An 18,569-nucleotide genomic window follows, 5' to 3' on the forward strand; every position below is an offset into this window, starting at 1 on the left:
TCAATAAGTCGGGATTGCAAATCCCGACCAACATTGCCGCCATAAAAAAAGGTTGATGTTAACAGCATTGCCATTAATCATCAACCTTTTAATATCAGTGAGCTTTTTTTTACTTTACCAAATATGGCTGTAAAGCAGTTTTAATTTTCTCTTTGTTCTGTGCTGCAGTCCATTTTTCTTTAATAGACTGATCTCCTAAACTAAAAAGTGTTTCGTAAAGCAATTTACCATTCGCCATGGTTTGTACCTTAAAAGTATTTTGAGATCCTATAACATCTGCCCAAACTCCACGTACATCTGCCCAGTAAGATTTTTGACTGGCCCACCATTTTTGCGCATTAACAAAAGTTTTAGGGTCTATTTTGGTAAATTCCTCATAACCTTTTTCAACTGCTAATAATTTATCGCCGTTAGCCGAGCGTACAATTTTTTTATTATCCTGCTCAAACATCCAACCATCTTTGGTAATCGTAATTCTGCTGCCACGGTTTAATACGTTGTAATCTTTACGCACAGTAGATTCTCTTCTTGGCAGTGGAGAATCAGTTTCGCTCTGCCATGCATCATGACCGCCAACATGGCTCCAGGTTCCGTAACCCTGGTAACGTGGACTATCATCTACCTGATAAACTTTTTGCGTCCATTTGCCTTTAACATCAGCAGGGGTTAAATTGCCTTTTTTCCATGCATTACCTTCAGTATAAAGCATAATGTCGGTATCCTCATAAGTCCAGTCCTGGCGCCAGTGTTTAATTACCGTTGTATCGTTAATGGCCAGCATGTGCTGAATCACGATTCTTTTAGGTTCGTCAACAATAATTTCGGCCCATTCGTTGCCATGGCTTTCGTAAGGTTTGCTGAATTTGTAATTTGGATCAGGAGCGGTTACTTCTCCGTAGTTAAAATTCACTTCGTAAAAACCAGCTAAAGATTTAATGGCTTTTCTGTCTTTTTCTAATTTTTCTTCTGGTGAATCTACTTTTTGTGCATTAGCATTAAGGGCGATCAAACCGGTTAACACTAAAATCAGGTTTAAAAACTTCATTTTTATGATTAATTAGGGTGTGTTTAGTTTTCCGCAACTGCGGGATTTTTCTTCTTTTTCTTTTTGCCCCACCAGATAATAAATCCGGTTATGGGCAGGCTTGCTGCAATAAGGCTTGCAAAAAATGCCATAATTTTTCCTGGTAGCCCCAAAATGGCACCAACGTGGATATCGTAATTCATGCCAATGAGTGCTTCACCAGCATTTTTATCGCTTTGGTTTTTACGGGCCAGCAATTTACCCGTGTACTGATCGAACAGCAAAACATCGAAATTCCAAAAAGTTTCTTCTCCTTTATAACCCGTTGCATAAATGGTTGCTGAACCACCCTCAGCCGGCGACATGCCGATGCGATCTGCGTTTTTAAAAGTCTTTTTTGCGGTTTCGAAGGCCACATCAAAAGGAATTGCTTTTATCGTTTTGGTTGAATCTGATTGGGCGGTTACTTCTTTTGGAGGCGTGGTACTGCCCGATGCCACTACATAAACCGTTGCCTGGAACCATTGAAAGGCCCAAACCAATCCGGTTAAAGCCAGCATCAGGCAAATAATCATCACATAAAAGCCCAAAACATTGTGCATATCGTAATTAATCCGTTTAAATTTAGCTTTCCACTTGATTTTGAAACTCTTGTCGAGGTTTGATTTTTTGAGGTTTTTAGGCCACCACATTACCATTCCGGAAATTAAAAGGAAAACAAAAATGATGGTACTCCAGCCGATAATCTGCTGCCCGATGGGGTGGTTGATAAGAAAACTCCAATGCAGCATTTTAATGATTCCGAAGAACTCGTATTTGTAATCGGTAACCAAAGTAACTTTGCCGGTGTATGGGTTAATAAGTACGACGTCGTAATAATCAATCGAATCGAAATACCAGAATGCTTTCGGGTCGCCAGGTTTATAAGTGCCAAATTCCCAGGCCCTGCCGGCTTGGGCATAACTCGAAAGGAAAGAGATTTTTTTCTTTCCGCCTAACGCTTTTTCTGCAGTTGCTTTTAATACACTTAAAGGAATAGTCTGCTTATTTGCCGGTACTTCAACAAAAAACTCTTTTCTATGAATAAATTCAGTAATTTCTTTCTGGAAAGCGAAAATGCAACCTGTTACACCTAAATGAAAAACCACCAAACCCGATGTTATACCCAACCACAGGTGCAGCCAATCGCTGATTTTTCTTATCCTCGATTTCTTTGTTTTTTTCTGAATAGGTTTTGTTAGCGCCATTAAGCTTTATTTAATAAAAGAACCAATTAACGGTTTTAGCCGTCAATTGGTTAAAAATTATTGAGGTAACCTGTTTATTTAACTTCTGTAGTGTAAGTTACCAAATGCCAGATTTTATCGTAGTCTTTTCCGTTTAATTTCCCCGGGGTTTTATCTTCTGTAAAAGCTTCAAGAAAGTAATTTCCGGCTGTAGCTGGTTTAAAAGTAAATTTACCCTGTTCATCGGTTTCTGTTGGTCGCCCTTTTTTATCTGGACCAACAAGGGTTAATTTTTGTTTTGCAAACGGTGTTTTGTTGTAAATAACTTCGTGAACAGCCGTTTCGCCAACTTTTAAAGCATGTTTATCCGGTCTGATGGTTAAAGCAGCATCTGCAGGGAAAGCGGTATTAATTTTTAACGTACCCACAGCAACATCGGCAAAGGCATAATACTCGATTTTCGCTTTTTCGTAAACCGCAGCTACCTCATGTACAATAGAAAGTTTATAAGTTCCATCCTGATCTGGCGTAAAACTGGCTTTATAAAAAAGTACATCCGGCGAAGCAGTTAAAGTTTTTGTAGTACCATTTGGCGCAGTTAAAACCAATTTAAAGTCTTTTAAATTGCTGAACCATTTAGCTGCCGTATCAGGCTCGCTGCTTTCGTATTCACCAAAGAAAACTTTTACTTCCTGAGGCTGCCCCTTTTTTCCAGTGGCTGAGGTTTCTATCCATAAAGCATGAGCAAATACATTGGAAATGCTAAAGGCAAGAAAAAATACTAATAAAGAGATTTTAGTTTTCATGTTTTCGGTTTTTAAAACCGGCAGCAAACGATCTGACCCAATTGCTGCCGGCTGATTTATTAAAATTTATAAGTTACACTTCCGGTAACAGTTCTCAAATCCTGAGGATTCATGGTGCTGTAACCTGTCCAGTATTTTTGGTTGGTAAAGTTGTCTACTTTTGCTCCGATCCTGAATCTTGGGTGATCGTAGAATACCGATGCATTGAAAATTTTATAAGCAGGAAGTATAAACACATTTTCAGTGGTAGATGTTGGTGTAATAATCAGGTTATTCACAATCCTGTTATCACTGGCATAATTACCACCGGCACCTAAGCCAAAACCTTTTAATGAACCTTCAACGAATTTATAGCTGATCCATAAATTTGCCGAATAAGGCGCAGCTGAATAAGCATCTCTTCTTCCTTCTACATCCGGAGATGCATTTTGCAAATAATTATCATTATAAGCAAAACCTGCAATAATGTTTAAACCGTTAACAGGGTTGGCAACAATTTCTGCTTCAATACCCTTACTGATTTTGTTACCATCCTGGATCTGTGCATTTGGGTTCGATGGGTCTTGGTTATAACCCCTCACAATATCTTTAACTTTAATGTAGTAGTAAGATACCGATCCGGTTAATTTACCATCAAACAGATTACCTTTAATACCACCCTCTATCTGGTTAGCCTGTTCTGGTTTAAAAGTATCACCTTTATAATCTATACCATAAATATTGTTAAAACCATTTTGGTAGTTGGTAAATAATGACAGTTGATCTTTAATTGCTTGAAATACCAGCCCGAATTTTGGAGAAAAAGCGGTTTGTTTATAAGCTCCAACCGGTGCAGATCCTGAACGGTCAGTACTTCCTTTGTAATCGAAACGATCTATCCTTAAAGCAGCAAGGGCAATTAATCTGTCAGTCAAATTAATTACATCAGAAGCATAGGCGCTATAAGTATTTGATTTATACCTCGACAGGTATTTGAAATACGGATTTTTTGCATAAAATGCGGCTAAATTTGTTTCGGTGAAGTCGTTGTAGTTAGCACCCGTTCCATTTTTATTGGTTAAATCAAAAGTATCGATAGAATAAAACAATTGATCAGAATTCTGGCGTAAATAATCCAATCCTAAAACCATCCTGTTTTTAATAGATCCAAGGTTAAAAGCGCCGTTAAAATTTTGTTGTACTTCGTAGGTGAATACTTTGCTGTTGTCTGTTGATTGATCTGCTCTTGATATTAAATCAGCACCAGGTGCAGCGGTAGGATTTCCCAGTGGAGGATAGTTGTTAGGAACCAGGAACAAATAAGTGCCGCGACCATTAGAAAAGCTATAGCTTGATGAAAAGCTGGTATGCGATGACCAGTTGTCGTTAAATTTATAATTAGCCTGACCAAAGAAATTTGTACTGTTATATTTCTGCTTCATCGCATCACCTGTAAACGATTTGTCGTAAGGTATTCCCGATTGGTCTGCTCTATTAAAACCAAGGTCTTTTATCGGGAAATAGAAGAAAACAAAAGGTTTTAATGTGTTTTTACCATTGGCAATTTCTGCATCAAAAACGAAATCCAGCTTATCATTCACTTTGTAAGATATGCTTGGCGCAACAAAAAAGCCTTTGTCAAATACATTTTCCTGAAAAGAGCCTTTATAGTTGTAAGAAGCATTAACACGGGCATAAATATGATTGTCTTTATCAACCGGGAAGTTGAAATCGGTACTTACCCTGTTAAAATCATAAGTTCCGGTTGAAAAGCTTACCGCACCTCCGGTTCCTTCAAAAGGTTTTTTGGTAATGCGGTTAATTAAACCTCCATAAGAGGTTAAGGTACTGCCAAATAAGGTTGCAGAAGGGCCTTTGATAAATTCTACACTTTCCAGGTTGGCAGCTTCATTACGGCCTGTAATGTTACCCACGATACCATTTCTAAGTTTTGCCTGTACAATAAATCCCCTTGATGCATAGTATGCACCTCCATCTCCACCACGTGAAGTCGATTCCCACATTTTTTGTATGCCTGTTGCATTTCGAGTTGCATCATCAACCGAAAATACCAGTTGATCGGCCATTGTTTCTTTAGTAATGGTGCTATAAACCTGCGGATTTTCTAAATTATTCAGAGGCATTTTCGAAACGTATTCGCTCTTTTTAGCGATATACTTATTTACACCATGGTTAATATTTACTTCGCTAAGCTGATTTGAATTTTGATTAATCACAAAATCAACCGTTTTGTTTTCGCCTGCTGTAATCACCACTGGTTTTTCTACTGATTGTACACCAACAGCCGAAACCCTTAAAATATAGGAACCAGGTTTAACACGCTGGATTTCAAAAAAACCTTTATCGTTGGTTACGTTTCCTAAGCCTTTTCCTTTTAAGCCTACTGAGATATAAGCCGCTGGTTTCCCATCTGATGTAGTAACGTTGCCACTAATGGTCGAAAACTGTTGGGCAAAGGAGAGTAAGCTGAGGAAAGTTAAAAGAAATGTTATACTGAGAAGTTTGATTTTAAACATGATAAATTTTATTTGGATTAATTCTAAAGAGCTGCAAAATAACGGGAGAAATTGTTATTATCCAAATTATTTTGAATTATTCTAAATAATAAAATGTTAAAATTCTGATGTAAATAAAAAAATCGCCTCCATTGGGGCGATTTTTTTATTTATCGATGAAAAATCTGTATTTCCGCTGAAATTTTATTGATTACATTCGCGGTTATTAATCAGGTGTTTTTTTATTTAATGGTTGTAACTTGTAAGCTTAAAGCACGTTCAGTATCGTTTGCAGGTGTCACCAAACCACCTAATATCACATCATAGTGAAAACCAGCGGTGAAAGTAGTGCTGCCTGTTGTTGCTTTAACGTTGCCTGATAAAGTTTCTTTTGCATCAAGTGAGTAAGTTCCTGCATCTACCGTGATAAAACCGCTAGCATTTTTAAAAGTTTTACCGGTAAATAAAGAGGTAGTTGCGCTGGTTTTTGCCAGATCAAATGCAGCTGCATCCGGCGATAAGTTAATGAAACGGATATACGCTTTATCTGTTGCCGGAACCGAAAGATCATCTGCAATGGTGTAAATATCCAATGCAGCAGGTTTATTAATCAGGTAGGTAGAATAATAGGTACTGGCACTTATTGCAACTGTTTTGGTTAATAAACTCTCTGTACCGCTTGCCGTGGTAAATTTTAAACTGTAAGATCCGGCAGTATAAGAAGTATAAGAAGCAGAACCACCAAAAGGTAAAGCCGCTGAGTTAACCCTGGTACTATTAAAGTAAGCATTATAAGTAGCTAAAGACGGAGAAGTATTAACCACCCGGATATAAGCTATGGTAGGATCTACAGTTTCTGTTTTTTTGCAGGAAGTAAAGGTTGTAAAAGCAATCAGAACAAGTAAAGTAAGTGCTTTGAAATAAAATGGAGTAGAACTCTTCATATTTTTAAAATTTGATTAATATTTAAGAAACAATGATAAAACGATTGCCCTGTAGCATTCGCTACAATTATGCAAATATTGTATTTAAAACAATATTTAGGATGTTAAATGTTGTTAAGCAGATGTTAAAATTTGGCGTTTTATTTTAACAATATTAACACAGCTAAAGATAATGATCGAAAATTGATAAAAGAGTGAAAATTTATGAAAGTAATAAAGTCTGCCCTAATGTACAGTTAAGTCAGATTAGTTTAAAAAAATGAAAGCTTAACATAAAAAAAACGAGATATTATTGTGTAACTCGATTTTTATTTAAACCTTTGCACCTCAATAGAGTTAAAGCCGTTTTAATACGCAAGAAATGATTAAACAATTTTTACATAAACTTTCTGTTTCCACTGCACAATTGGTGTTAGGGAAAGGTTTGTTTATTAATCATTTCCAACCCGTGTTTTATTACCCCACAAGCCGGCAAAATTTCACTCCACGTATTTAGTACTCAAACTAAACGTAACGAGGAATTGATCCTCTCTAAAAACCCAATTAACAAGAATACTTATAATTTTTCGTTAGAAAACGAATGGATATTAACGAATTTATAGTGCAGGTTGCACTTCCTGAACATCGTGTATTTGCAGAAGAAATTGTAACCGAGATGGCCGAATCTGCTAAAGCACGTGGTACTGGTATAGCCAAACGTTCGCCAGAATATGTTGCAGGCAAGATGATCGAAGGTAAAGCGGTAATTGCTTTTCATAAGGATGGCACATGGGCTGGTTTCTGCTATATCGAAACCTGGAGCCATGGACAGTTTGTGGCCAATTCAGGCTTAATTGTTTCTCCCAAATTTAGGAAAGCAGGTTTGGCACACGCCATTAAGGAAAAGGTTTTCGAACTTTCGAGAACATTGTATCCAAAAGCCAAGATTTTTGGTTTAACCACTGGTTTGGCCGTTATGAAAATCAATTCTGATCTCGGCTACGAACCGGTTACCTACTCAGAACTTACCCAGGATGAAGAATTCTGGAAAGGCTGCCAAAGCTGTGTAAACTTCGAAATTTTGAAAATGAAGGAACGTAAAAACTGCATGTGCACTGCCATGTTATACGATCCGGCTACGCAAAAACACGATGCAGCGAAGAAGTTTGCCGAAGAATTGCAGAAAAAACCCAAACTATACGAGCGTTTTATGCGCATTAAACAGCGTTTAGTTGTTAAACCAAAGCCAAAATCTGGCTTAAAAGCCCTTTTATTTTTATTTACCCTTTTATTTAAATAGCATGAAAAAAGTTGTTTTAGCATTTAGCGGAGGCTTAGATACCTCATTTTGTTGTATTTACCTGGCACAGGATCGCGGATTGGAAGTTCACTCGGTAATTGTAAATACCGGTGGTTTCTCTGACGAAGAGTTGCAGGAAATTGAGAAAAGAGCTTATGCTTTGGGCGTAAAATCGCATGCTGTGGTAGATGAAACGAAAAGTTATTACGAAGGTTGTATTAAATACCTGGTTTTTGGTAACGTATTAAAAAATGCAACCTATCCATTATCGGTTAGTGCAGAACGCGTTAGTCAGGCAACGGCTATTGCCAATTATGTTAAAAAAATCGGTGCTGATTATGTAGCGCATGGTAGTACCGGTGCAGGTAACGATCAGGTGCGTTTCGATATGATTTTTAACATCCTGATCCCGGGAGTAGAGATCATCACCCCCATCAGGGATTTAAAATTATCACGCGAAGCAGAGATAGAATATTTGGCACAGCATGGTGTTGAATATAGCGCCGAAAAAGCAAGATATTCCATCAATAAGGGCTTATGGGGAACTTCGGTAGGTGGAAAAGAGACTTTAACTTCTCACGAAACCTTGCCTGAAAGTGCATGGCCAACACAAGTTACTGAAACAGCAGCACGTAAAATAGCATTAACTTTCGAAAAAGGAGAGTTGGTTGCCATTGATGGCGAAAAACTAGATCCGGTAAGGGCAATCCAGAAATTACAGGCCATTGCACAACCTTATGGTATTGGTAGAGATATCCATGTTGGCGATACCATCATTGGCATTAAAGGCCGTGTAGGTTTCGAAGCTGCTGCTCCAATTATCATCATTAAAGCACACCATACTTTAGAAAAACATACCTTAACCAAATGGCAGCTCAGCTGGAAAGAACAATTATCATCTTTCTATGGTAACTGGTTGCACGAAGGTCAGTTCCACGATCCGATTATGCGGAATATCGAAGCATTTTTAGCCGATACCCAAAAATTTGTGAGCGGTAAAGTATTTGTAGAATTGTTGCCATACCGTTTCCAGATTATCGGAATTGAATCAAACCACGATTTAATGAGCAATAAATTTGGTAGCTACGGCGAAATGAACAATGCCTGGAGCGGAGAAGATGTTAAAGGTTTCTCTAAAATATTCGGTAACCAGGTAATGATCTGGCACAAGGTGAATGGTGAGGAAGCCTAGTTTTATGTAAAATGTATGATGGAAGAGGTGAAATGGAAGTTTTTGTCCTCTCTCGATACTCGATACTAAATACTTGATACTTAAAATGAGCGAAATCCTTTCAAAAGATAATTGTTTAAGCCATTATAAATGGGGCGATAACTGTGATGGATGGAATTTTGTAGGCAAGCCTGATGCAGCGATTAAACAAGAATTAATGCCTGCCCAAACTGCTGAGAAATTACATTTTCATGCTTATGCAGAACAATTTTTCTTTATACTGAAAGGTCAGGCCACATTTTTAATTGAAGGTGAAACATTTACAGTTGATGCCAGCAAAGGTTTACAGATTAAAGCTGGTGATAAACATAAAATTATGAACAATGGCATTGGGGATTTAGAGTTTATACTTTTCTCCTATCCATCAACCCAGAACGATAGAACCGATTGTGAATAATATAACGATTAAACAAATAAGATTAACAGAAGCCCACCTGGCGGTTGGCCTGTTTAACCAGTATCGTATATTTTATAACCAGTTTTCGGATATCGGGATGGCCAGTGCTTTTATCAATGAACGTTTACAGCACAACGAATCTGTCATTTTTGCGGCCATTGATGATGATAGTCAGCAACCCGTAGGTTTTACACAGTTATACCCTAAATATTCTTCAGTAAGGCTAAGTAAAAACTGGATTCTGAACGATTTATATGTTGCTGAAGATTACCGCAAGCAGGGCATAGGCGAAAAATTGATAAAAACCGCCATGGATTTTGCTAAAACCAATGGATCTACATTTGTACAATTAGAAACCGCTATCGACAATTTTACTGCGCAGCATTTGTACGAAAGTATCGGTTTTGTAAAGCAGGGAACTGACGAAGAATTTTTTCTTTATAAAATAGCACTAAACTCATAGAGATGAATAAAATTAAAGCAGGAATAATCGGTGGGGCAGGTTACACAGGAGGCGAAATGTTACGTATCCTCGTTAACCACCCAAATGTTGAAATTGCTTTTGTAAATAGTACCAGTAACGCCGGAAACCTGATTTCTGATGTACATACTGATTTGATTGGCGATACCGATTTAAAATTTGTAAGCGATATTCCACAGGATATTGATGTACTTTTTCTATGTATCGGTCATGGCGATGCCAAAAAGTTTTTAGCCGCCAATCCGGTCAACGAAAATATTAAAATCATCGATTTATCTCAGGATTTCAGGCTGCATGAAAAATCGACATTCGAAAAACGAGAATTTGTTTACGGATTGCCCGAATTGAACCGCGATAAGATTAAAACGGCTAAAAACATTGCCAACCCGGGTTGTTTTGCAACCTGCATTCAACTGGGTTTATTACCCCTGGCAGCAAAAGGTTTGATCAAAAAAGAAGTTCACATCAATGCAACTACCGGTTCAACCGGTGCTGGACAGAGTTTATCAACCACTTCGCACTTCAGCTGGAGAAATAATAACCTTTCTATTTATAAGGCCTTTGAGCACCAGCATCTGAATGAGATTAGTGAGAGTTTGTTGCAATTACAACCCTCTCTTTCTGAAATTTTAAATTTTATTCCACAGCGCGGTGCATTTACCCGGGGTATTTTAGCAGCAATGTACCTGGAAAGTGATTTAACTTTGGAAGAGGCGCAAAACCTTTACGAAGAATATTATAGTGCACATCCTTTTACACATGTTAGTCAGAAAAACATCGATTTAAAACAGGTGGTAAATACCAATAAAGCGCTGGTTCATATAGAAAAACATGGCGGTAAATTATTTATCATCAGCATTATCGATAACCTGCTAAAAGGCGCCAGTGGACAAGCGGTTCAGAACATGAACTTAATGTTTGGCTTGGAAGAAACAGCGGGGCTTAGGTTAAAGGCAGCAAATTTCTAATTAAGGTAAAGGGCGTAAGGTTTAAGGCGTAAGGTAAAACATGAGAGATTACAAAAAACTTGACGTTTGGAAAAAGGCACATGAGTTGAATATGTTCATCAAAAAGAACATTGCTACTCAATTTCCAAAAGAAGAACGATTTGAGTTAACCTCGCAACTTACCCGGGCTTCCTTATCCATTCCTTTGAATATTGTTGAAGGATGTGGAAGATTTACAGATAAAGATTTTGCACATTTTCTTGATAATGCTTTAGGTTCTGCCAACGAGATAGATTATTGTTGCTTATGTGCTTCTGAATTAAAGTATATATGTGAAGATGATTATTTAAAAGTGAACCAATAACTTAACGAAGTTAGAGCGATGCTAATTTCTTTTTTTAAATTTTTGAGAAGTGGACGGGGAAAACCTTAAACCTTACACCTCAAACCTTATACCACAAAAATATGCAACTATTCGACGTTTACCCACTTAACGATATAGAAATTACCAAAGCAGCAGGCAGCAATGTTTGGGATGCTAACGATCAACAATATTTAGATTTATATGGTGGTCATGCCGTAATTTCTATTGGTCATACCCATCCGCATTATGTAAACCGCTTAACCAACCAGCTAAATAAAGTTGGGTTTTACTCTAACTCGGTTAAAATTCCTTTACAGGTTCAGTTGGCTGAAAAATTGGGCGAGGTATCCGGTAAAAAAGATTTTCAACTGTTTTTATGTAATTCTGGAGCCGAAGCAAACGAAAATGCTTTAAAACTGGCTTCATTTTATAATGGAAGAAAGAAAGTAATAGCCTTTACCGGTGCTTTCCACGGACGTACCTCATTAGCAGTAGCTGTAACCGATAATCCCAAAATTGTGGCACCGGTTAACCAGACCGAAAATGTAATCTTTTTGCCTTTTAATAATGAAGTTGCTTTAGAAGAAACTTTTAAAGCGCAGGGCAATGATATTTCAGCCGTAATTATCGAAGGTATTCAGGGTGTTGGTGGTATTAAAGAGGCTTCTAAAAGTTTTCTGCAAAAAATCCGTTCACTTTGTGATGAATATAATGCAGTTTATATCGCTGATAGCGTACAGTGTGGCTACGGACGTACAGGTTCGTTTTACTCGCACGATTATGCTGGTGTTGAAGCCGATGTGTATACCATGGCAAAAGGAATGGGGAACGGATTCCCGGTAGCAGGAATTTCCATTGCACCTAAATTTAAACCTTGGCATGGCGAGTTGGGAACCACTTTTGGCGGTAACCATTTGGCCTGCGCTGCTGCTTTAGCAGTTTTAGAGGTGATGGAAAAAGACAACCTGATGAAAAACGCCGAAGAGGTGGGTAACTACCTGATTGAAGAACTGAAAAAAATTGAGCAGGTGGTAGAAGTTCGTGGTCGTGGATTAATGATCGGCATCGAATTACCAGCAGAACTGGCTCATGTTAAAAAAGAGTTATTGTTTACACACCATATTTTTACCGGTGAGGCTAAACCTAACGTAATCCGTTTGTTGCCAGCCTTAAATTTAACAAAAGCACACGCTGATGAGTTTTTAGCTGCTTTTGAAAAAGCGGTAAAAGGTGTAGGGCATAAGGTTTAGGGTGATGAGAGACTATAAAAAGCTTGATGTTTGGAAAAAGGCACATGAATTAAATATGCTTATTAAGAAGGATATTGCTGTTAAATTTCCAAAAGAAGAAAGGTTTGAATTAACGTCTCAACTCACCAGAGCAGCATTATCTATTCCTTTAAATATTGTTGAAGGATGTGGGAGATTTACTGATAAGGACTTCGCCCATTTTTTAGATACTGCGTTAGGCTCAACCAATGAAATAGATTATTGTTGCTTATGTGCCTCAGAATTGGAATACATAAGCGAAAAAGAATATTTAGAAGTTAACCAAGCAATTAATGAAGTTAGGGCAATGCTAATTTCTTTTTTGAAATTTTTAAGAGCAAGTGGAGGGAAAAAACCTTAAACCCTACACCTCAAACCTTATACCTTAAGTATGAAACTTTTCACTTCCGTACACGATGTTCCAAGCATCAAACAATTTGTAAATGATGCACTTGCGTTAAAAGCAAATCCTTATGCACACCAGGATTTAGGCAAGAACAAAACCTTAGGTTTGGTTTTTATGAATCCGAGTTTACGTACCCGGTTAAGTACGCAAAAAGCGGCCTTAAATTTAGGTATGAATGTAATGGTGATGAATATGGATAAAGAAGGCTGGGCTTTAGAAACGCAGGATGGCGTGGTGATGAACGGCTCAACGGTTGAACATATCCGTGAAGCAGCTGCCGTAATGGGCCAGTATTGCGATATTTTAGGCCTACGTTCTTTTCCGAAACTGAATAACCGTGAAGAGGATTACAGCGAAGATTTCTTCAATAAATTTGTAAAATACTGTGCTGTTCCTGTGGTGAGTTTAGAAAGTGCGACACGCCATCCATTGCAAAGTTTTGCCGATATCATTACCATCCACGAAACCTGGACAAAGAAACCCGACGGGCGCAAACCAAAAGTGGTTTTAGCCTGGGCACCCCATGTAAAGGCATTGCCGCAAGCGGTACCCAATTCTTTTGCAGAGTGGATGTGTAAAGCACAGGCCGAAGGAATGATCGATTTTACGATTGCTCAGCCCGAGGGTTATGAACTTTCGGAAGATTTTACGCCAAATGCCGATATTCAATATCATTTAGAAGAAGCTTTGGCCGGCGCGGATTATGTGTATGTGAAAAACTGGAGCAGTTACAAAGAGTACGGAAAGGTATTGACTTATCCAGATGGATGGATGATGAATAATGAAAAATTGAAGTTTACCAATGATGCTAAAGTGATGCACTGTTTGCCGGTACGCCGTGATTTAGAATTATCATCGGAAATTTTGGACGGACCAAACTCATTGGTAATCCATGAAGCCGGAAACCGTTTATGGGCTGCACAAGCGGTGATTAAAGCGATACTGGAAGAATTGAAATAAAAAAATAAACTCGTCATTGCGAGGCACGAAGCAATCTTAATGCGGTAGAAAATGCCCACCCATAGTTGTAAGATTGCTTCGTGCCTCGCAATGACGGACATGCTAGCAATATGAAACAACTCACTATCATAAAAATCGGTGGAAACGTAATCGATAATTCCGAAAACCTGCATCAGTTTTTATTGGATTTTACAGCATTGCCCGGAGATAAAATTCTGGTACACGGTGGCGGTAAAATTGCAACCGAATTAGGCGAATCGTTAGGTATTGAGGCGAAATTGGTTGAAGGCCGGCGCATAACCGATATCGAAACACTGCGGATTGTTACCATGGTTTATGCCGGACTAATCAATAAAAATATGGTTGCCCAATTACAGGCCAAAGGTAGTAACGCCATTGGTTTAAGTGGTGCAGACGGAAATGTGATCAAAGCAAAAAAGCGACCGGTAAGTACCAAAACATATGGCCCGGAGGCTGGTCCGATGGCTGGAGCGGTAATTGATTACGGCTTTGTTGGCGATCTGGATGAAAACTCGGTATCATCAGCTACTTTAGATAGTTTATTGAAAGCTGGCCTGGTTCCGGTACTATGCGCCATTACACACGATGGAAATTCGCAACTTTTAAATACCAACGCCGATACCATTGCTTCTTCAGTTGCTGTGGCCATGTCATCTTTATATGAAACACGTTTGGTATATTGCTTTGAGAAAAAAGGCGTATTAAAAGATGTAAACGATGACGCATCTGTTGTAAAAGAAATTAAAGCAGGTGAATTTGAAGGTTTAAAAGCAGATGGAACGGTACAGGGTGGAATGATCCCTAAACTCCACAATGCTTTCGAAGCCATTAAAAAAGGCGTTTCAGCAGTATATATTGGCAAAGCTGATGAACTGAATGAACTTGCAGAAGGAACTTTCGGAACCAAAATGCTGAAGTAAAGGAGGAGGGTAGAAAGGTTGAAGGCGGAGGGTATAGCAAGTTGCATCAACTCATCGTACAAACAATTTAACCATCAAGACACGAAGCACACAAAGAATTTTGCACTGGTTTGGAAAATAGACCGATCAACTACTGCTTTTGCAAGCTAAACCTGATCGTAGTGAAAAGCGCCCGATTTTTCATCGGGACTTGTAACGGATAGCAGGACTGAACATCAATAGGATTACTGAAATTGCTTTTCAATAAAAATATGTGTAATTAAATCATCTGTGTAATCAACCCGCAGGAAAAATAGTAATCATGAAAAAAATAGCCATAATCGGTAGCGGAAATATCGGTTTATCTTTAGCAAAAGGTTTGGTGAAAGCCGACTTTGCCCAAGCTGCCGACATTACCCTTACCCGTAGAAATACCGATCATTTAAAAGCGTATGCCGAGGCAGGTTTTAAGGTCAGTAATAATAATAAACAAGCTGTAGTTGAGGCTGATGTGGTGATTTTGGCGGTTTTACCCCAGCAATTAAATACCGTTTTGGATGAAATTCAAACATCGATTGTTCCAGCTAAACATTTGGTTATTTCGGTAATTTCTGGTGTAAGCTGTGCTGCGGTTAGAGAAAAATTGGGTGATGATGTTGAAGTTATCCGCGTAATGCCAAATACGGCAATTGCCATCGGACAATCGATGACTTGTATGGCCAGTGATAATGCTTCTGCCGAAAATATTGCCGATGTGACCAAAATGTTCGAAACGGTTGGTTCTGTAGTGAAAATAAATGAAGATTTAATGACTTCTGCAACAGCGCTTTGTGCTTGTGGTATTGCGTTTTTCTTAAGGGCAATCAGGGCCGCATCGCAGGGTGGCGTAGAAATTGGTTTTCATGCTGATGAAGCTTTAAAAATGGCAGTACAGACGGCAAAAGGAGCAGCCGATTTACTTTTAATACATGGTACACACCCGGAATCAGAAATAGATAAGGTAACTTCGCCGAAAGGTTGTACCATTGCCGGTTTAAACGAAATGGAGCACAACGGTTTTAGCTCATCATTGATAAAAGGGATTAAACTTTCGGCCTTAAAAGCTGGGAATCTGTATACTAAAGAAGGTTAAATGGATACAAAATGGTTAAGGTAAGATGGATGATGTGCCTAACCGAAAATTAAAGGTAACAGGTTAGAGATAAAACTTATCTTGCTACTTGATACTAACTACTTGATACTCGTTATCAACTACTTGATACTATGTTACTAGAAAATATACAAAAAGAAAGTCTGGATTTATTGCGACAGTTAATCCGTATCCAGTCTTTCAGTAAAGAAGAAGACCGGACGGCGAATTTAATTGCGCAGTTTTTGGAAGAGAGAGGGATTAAGACCCAGCGTAAAATGAACAACATTTGGGCTTACAACAAACATTTTGATGCAAATAAACCTACATTGCTTTTAAACTCGCATCATGATACGGTGAAGCCAAATTCTGGTTATACCCGCGATCCTTACGATGCCGCAATTGAAGGCGACAAATTATTTGGTTTAGGCAGTAATGATGCCGGTGGTTGCTTGGTTTCGCTAATTGGTACATTCTTGTATTATTACGAGCAGGAAAACTTAAAATATAATATCTGCCTGGCTGCAACTGCTGAAGAAGAAATTTCGGGTAATAATGGCTTAGAACTCGTTCTGCCTGATTTAGGCGAACTAGAATTCGGAATTGTAGGCGAACCTACAGAAATGAATTTGGCCATTGCCGAACGTGGTTTGTTGGTATTGGATTGTGTATCTCACGGCAAAGCTGGTCATGCCGCCCGAGAAGAAGGAGAAAATGCCATTTACAAAGCTTTAAAAGATATCGAATGGTTCAGAAATTATCAGTTTCCTAAAGTATCAGATGTTTTTGGCCCGTTAAAAATGACGGTAACCATTATCAATGCAGGTTCTCAGCACAACGTTGTCCCTGCAAATTGTACATTTACGGTTGATGTACGCGTAACTGATGCCTACACCAACGAAGAGGTTCTGGAAATTATCCGCGCAAATGTTGATTGCGATGTGACCCCGCGTTCTATCCGTTTAAAACCTTCATCAATCGATAAAAACCACCCTGTAGTTCAGGCCGGTGTGGCATTGGGAAAAACTACTTATGGCTCGCCAACAACCTCAGATCAGGCTTTGTTGGATATTCCGTCTGTAAAATGTGGACCAGGTTTTTCTGGCCGCTCGCACATGGCTGATGAGTTTTTGTACGTTCGTGAAGTAGCCGAAGGTGTTGAAGGATATGTAAATATGTTGAAACCTGTTATACAATAATTCCGTCATTGCGAGGCACAAAGCAATCTCAATGCAGAGGAAATTCGCAAATGACATATTAAAGTTGATAAAAAGAGGATTGCTTCGTGCCTCGCAATGACGAAGATAAAATATGAAACCTGCGTAGCAAGCTTCATTGCCGTTAAAAAATAAAGACTATAATGAAAATCTGGCAAAAAAATATAGATGTTAATCAGTTTGTAGAAAGTTTTACGGTAGGTAAAGACCGCGAACTGGATCTCCAAATGGCAAAATTTGATGTTTTGGGCTCTCTGGCACATACCCATATGCTAGAAACCATTAACCTGCTAACCGCTGACGAATTAAAAACGGTTCAGCAGGAACTTAAAAATATTTATACTGAAATTGAAGCCGGGGATTTCATTATCGAAGATACCGTAGAGGATGTACACTCGCAGGTAGAGTGGTTACTTACCCAGCGCATTGGCGAGGCTGGTAAAAAAATACATAGCGGTAGGTCGCGTAACGACCAGGTTTTAGTCGATTTAAAACTATTTTTTAGGGCCTGTATCGAGGATATGGTTCACCAAACTTCGACCCTGTTTAACCAGTTAATTGAATTAAGCAATACGCATAAAGATAAATTGGTTCCAGGTTATACACATTTGCAAATTGCCATGCCATCATCATTTGGTTTATGGTTTGGTGCTTATGCCGAAAGCCTTGCCGATGATATGGAACTGATGCTTGCCGCATGGAAAATTACCAATAAAAATCCACTGGGTTCTGCTGCGGGTTATGGTTCATCATTTCCTTTAAACCGGACTTTAACAACCGAATTATTGGGCTTTGAAAGTTTAAACTATAATGTGGTTTATGCCCAGATGGGCCGTGGTAAAACCGAAAGGATTTTGGCTCAGGCCATGAGCGCTGTGGCGGCAACTTTGGCCAAAATGGCAATGGATATTTGTTTATTCATTAACCAGAATTTTGGTTTTATCAGTTTTCCGCCAGAGCTTACCACCGGTTCGAGCATTATGCCGCATAAGAAAAATCCGGATGTTTTCGAATTGATCCGTTCACGTTGTAATAAAATCCAGGCTTTGCCGAACGAAATTGCCATGATGATTACCAATTTGCCATCAGGTTATCACCGCGATTTACAATTGTTAAAAGAGAATCTATTCCCGGCAATCACTTCTTTAAACGAATGTTTGGAAATTGCCACTTTTATGTTCCAGAACATCACCATTAAGGATGATATTTTGAAGGATAAAAAATATGATTACCTGTTTAGCGTTGAAGTAGTAAACGATCTGGCTTTACAAGGTGTTCCGTTTAGAGAGGCTTATAAAATTGTTGGCGAACAGATAGAAAATGGTACTTTTGCCCCATCTGGCCAGATACATCATACACACGAAGGAAGCATTGGCAACCTTTGCAATGAACAGATTAGTGAAGCAATGCAAAATGTGCTGTCGCAGTTTGGCTTCGGAAAAGTGAATAAAGCAATAGAAGATTTAATAGCATAA

The 18,569-nt window shown here is 38.6% G+C and carries 18 protein-coding genes; 13 read left to right on the plus strand and 5 right to left on the minus strand.

The genetic code is table 11. From position 1 onward, the window contains the following. Positions 1-109: 109 nt before the first annotated feature. The 5 genes from R2R28_RS10905 to R2R28_RS10925 all read right to left on the minus strand — a co-directional run bounded on the left by R2R28_RS10905 (position 110) and on the right by R2R28_RS10925 (position 6,495). Positions 110-1,045, minus strand: coding sequence for a DUF6607 family protein (locus R2R28_RS10905; protein WP_316825705.1), 936 nt, complete (start codon positions 1,043-1,045; stop codon positions 110-112). A 23-nt stretch (positions 1,046-1,068) separates the two neighbouring features. Next, positions 1,069-2,271, minus strand: a complete 1,203-nt coding sequence (locus R2R28_RS10910) for a PepSY-associated TM helix domain-containing protein (protein ID WP_316825706.1) — start codon at positions 2,269-2,271, stop codon at positions 1,069-1,071. A gap of 74 nt (positions 2,272-2,345) precedes the next feature. Then, positions 2,346-3,056 carry a DUF4198 domain-containing protein gene (locus R2R28_RS10915; RefSeq protein ID WP_316825707.1) on the minus strand — a complete coding sequence of 237 codons (711 nt, stop codon included), beginning with the start codon at positions 3,054-3,056 and terminating at the stop codon, positions 2,346-2,348. Between the two features lie 59 nt (positions 3,057-3,115). Further along, positions 3,116-5,572: a TonB-dependent receptor gene (locus R2R28_RS10920; protein ID WP_316825708.1), complete on the minus strand. Its 2,457-nt coding sequence runs from the start codon at positions 5,570-5,572 to the stop codon at positions 3,116-3,118. Positions 5,573-5,793: 221 nt separating this feature from the next. Then, a complete protein-coding gene (locus R2R28_RS10925) occupies positions 5,794-6,495 on the minus strand; it encodes a DUF4397 domain-containing protein (RefSeq protein WP_316825709.1) in 702 nt (233 codons plus the stop codon). A 580-nt stretch (positions 6,496-7,075) separates the two neighbouring features. Between R2R28_RS10925 and R2R28_RS10930 the strand changes: the two genes are divergently transcribed. From R2R28_RS10930 to argH, 13 genes are all read left to right on the plus strand, one after another. Further along, the gene (locus R2R28_RS10930; protein WP_316825710.1) at positions 7,076-7,774 is read left to right on the plus strand and encodes a GNAT family N-acetyltransferase; all 699 of its coding nucleotides are present in this window, start codon (positions 7,076-7,078) and stop codon (positions 7,772-7,774) included. Between the two features lies 1 nt (position 7,775). Beyond that, positions 7,776-8,966, plus strand: coding sequence for an argininosuccinate synthase (argG, locus tag R2R28_RS10935; protein ID WP_316825711.1), 1,191 nt, complete (start codon positions 7,776-7,778; stop codon positions 8,964-8,966). Positions 8,967-9,051: 85 nt separating this feature from the next. Further along, on the plus strand, positions 9,052-9,402 hold the full coding sequence (locus tag R2R28_RS10940) for a cupin domain-containing protein (protein ID WP_316825712.1): 351 nt from the start codon (positions 9,052-9,054) through the stop codon (positions 9,400-9,402). Continuing rightward, the gene (locus R2R28_RS10945) at positions 9,395-9,865 is read left to right on the plus strand and encodes a GNAT family N-acetyltransferase (protein ID WP_316825713.1); all 471 of its coding nucleotides are present in this window, start codon (positions 9,395-9,397) and stop codon (positions 9,863-9,865) included. The genes R2R28_RS10940 and R2R28_RS10945 overlap by 8 nt, the downstream gene beginning before the upstream one ends. Positions 9,866-9,867: 2 nt before the next feature. Next, complete coding sequence (gene argC, locus R2R28_RS10950; protein WP_316825714.1) at positions 9,868-10,851, plus strand: N-acetyl-gamma-glutamyl-phosphate reductase; 984 nt, start codon at positions 9,868-9,870, stop codon at positions 10,849-10,851. Positions 10,852-10,891: 40 nt separating this feature from the next. Next, positions 10,892-11,194: a four helix bundle protein gene (locus R2R28_RS10955; RefSeq protein ID WP_316825715.1), complete on the plus strand. Its 303-nt coding sequence runs from the start codon at positions 10,892-10,894 to the stop codon at positions 11,192-11,194. Positions 11,195-11,295: 101 nt separating this feature from the next. Next, positions 11,296-12,444, plus strand: coding sequence for an aspartate aminotransferase family protein (locus R2R28_RS10960; RefSeq protein WP_316825716.1), 1,149 nt, complete (start codon positions 11,296-11,298; stop codon positions 12,442-12,444). A gap of 4 nt (positions 12,445-12,448) precedes the next feature. After that, a complete protein-coding gene (locus R2R28_RS10965) occupies positions 12,449-12,823 on the plus strand; it encodes a four helix bundle protein (protein WP_316825717.1) in 375 nt (124 codons plus the stop codon). Positions 12,824-12,853: 30 nt separating this feature from the next. Beyond that, complete coding sequence (locus tag R2R28_RS10970) at positions 12,854-13,828, plus strand: acetylornithine carbamoyltransferase (protein WP_316825718.1); 975 nt, start codon at positions 12,854-12,856, stop codon at positions 13,826-13,828. A gap of 110 nt (positions 13,829-13,938) precedes the next feature. Next, on the plus strand, positions 13,939-14,769 hold the full coding sequence (gene argB, locus R2R28_RS10975) for an acetylglutamate kinase (RefSeq protein ID WP_316825719.1): 831 nt from the start codon (positions 13,939-13,941) through the stop codon (positions 14,767-14,769). 301 nt (positions 14,770-15,070) lie between these two features. Next, a complete protein-coding gene (gene proC / locus R2R28_RS10980; protein ID WP_316825720.1) occupies positions 15,071-15,880 on the plus strand; it encodes a pyrroline-5-carboxylate reductase in 810 nt (269 codons plus the stop codon). A gap of 131 nt (positions 15,881-16,011) precedes the next feature. Next, positions 16,012-17,076, plus strand: coding sequence for a M20 family metallo-hydrolase (locus R2R28_RS10985; protein WP_316825721.1), 1,065 nt, complete (start codon positions 16,012-16,014; stop codon positions 17,074-17,076). A gap of 161 nt (positions 17,077-17,237) precedes the next feature. Continuing rightward, complete coding sequence (argH, locus tag R2R28_RS10990) at positions 17,238-18,569, plus strand: argininosuccinate lyase (protein WP_316825722.1); 1,332 nt, start codon at positions 17,238-17,240, stop codon at positions 18,567-18,569.

This window comes from Pedobacter miscanthi (assembly GCF_032678605.1).
Taxonomy (GTDB): domain Bacteria; phylum Bacteroidota; class Bacteroidia; order Sphingobacteriales; family Sphingobacteriaceae; genus Pedobacter; species Pedobacter miscanthi_A.

Excerpts from the sequence above, each read along its gene's own strand:
- R2R28_RS10905 (WP_316825705.1), bottom strand. The coding sequence starts at position 1,045 with ATGAAGTTTTTAAACCTGATTTTAGTGTTAACCGGTTTGATCGCCCTT.
- R2R28_RS10910 (WP_316825706.1), bottom strand. The coding sequence starts at position 2,271 with ATGGCGCTAACAAAACCTATTCAGAAAAAAACAAAGAAATCGAGGATA.
- R2R28_RS10915 (WP_316825707.1), bottom strand. The coding sequence starts at position 3,056 with ATGAAAACTAAAATCTCTTTATTAGTATTTTTTCTTGCCTTTAGCATT.
- R2R28_RS10920 (WP_316825708.1), bottom strand. The coding sequence starts at position 5,572 with ATGTTTAAAATCAAACTTCTCAGTATAACATTTCTTTTAACTTTCCTC.
- R2R28_RS10925 (WP_316825709.1), bottom strand. The coding sequence starts at position 6,495 with ATGAAGAGTTCTACTCCATTTTATTTCAAAGCACTTACTTTACTTGTT.
- R2R28_RS10930 (WP_316825710.1), top strand. The coding sequence starts at position 7,076 with ATGGATATTAACGAATTTATAGTGCAGGTTGCACTTCCTGAACATCGT.
- argG (WP_316825711.1), top strand. The coding sequence starts at position 7,776 with ATGAAAAAAGTTGTTTTAGCATTTAGCGGAGGCTTAGATACCTCATTT.
- R2R28_RS10940 (WP_316825712.1), top strand. The coding sequence starts at position 9,052 with ATGAGCGAAATCCTTTCAAAAGATAATTGTTTAAGCCATTATAAATGG.
- argC (WP_316825714.1), top strand. The coding sequence starts at position 9,868 with ATGAATAAAATTAAAGCAGGAATAATCGGTGGGGCAGGTTACACAGGA.
- R2R28_RS10955 (WP_316825715.1), top strand. The coding sequence starts at position 10,892 with ATGAGAGATTACAAAAAACTTGACGTTTGGAAAAAGGCACATGAGTTG.
- R2R28_RS10960 (WP_316825716.1), top strand. The coding sequence starts at position 11,296 with ATGCAACTATTCGACGTTTACCCACTTAACGATATAGAAATTACCAAA.
- R2R28_RS10965 (WP_316825717.1), top strand. The coding sequence starts at position 12,449 with ATGAGAGACTATAAAAAGCTTGATGTTTGGAAAAAGGCACATGAATTA.
- R2R28_RS10970 (WP_316825718.1), top strand. The coding sequence starts at position 12,854 with ATGAAACTTTTCACTTCCGTACACGATGTTCCAAGCATCAAACAATTT.
- argB (WP_316825719.1), top strand. The coding sequence starts at position 13,939 with ATGAAACAACTCACTATCATAAAAATCGGTGGAAACGTAATCGATAAT.
- proC (WP_316825720.1), top strand. The coding sequence starts at position 15,071 with ATGAAAAAAATAGCCATAATCGGTAGCGGAAATATCGGTTTATCTTTA.
- R2R28_RS10985 (WP_316825721.1), top strand. The coding sequence starts at position 16,012 with ATGTTACTAGAAAATATACAAAAAGAAAGTCTGGATTTATTGCGACAG.
- argH (WP_316825722.1), top strand. The coding sequence starts at position 17,238 with ATGAAAATCTGGCAAAAAAATATAGATGTTAATCAGTTTGTAGAAAGT.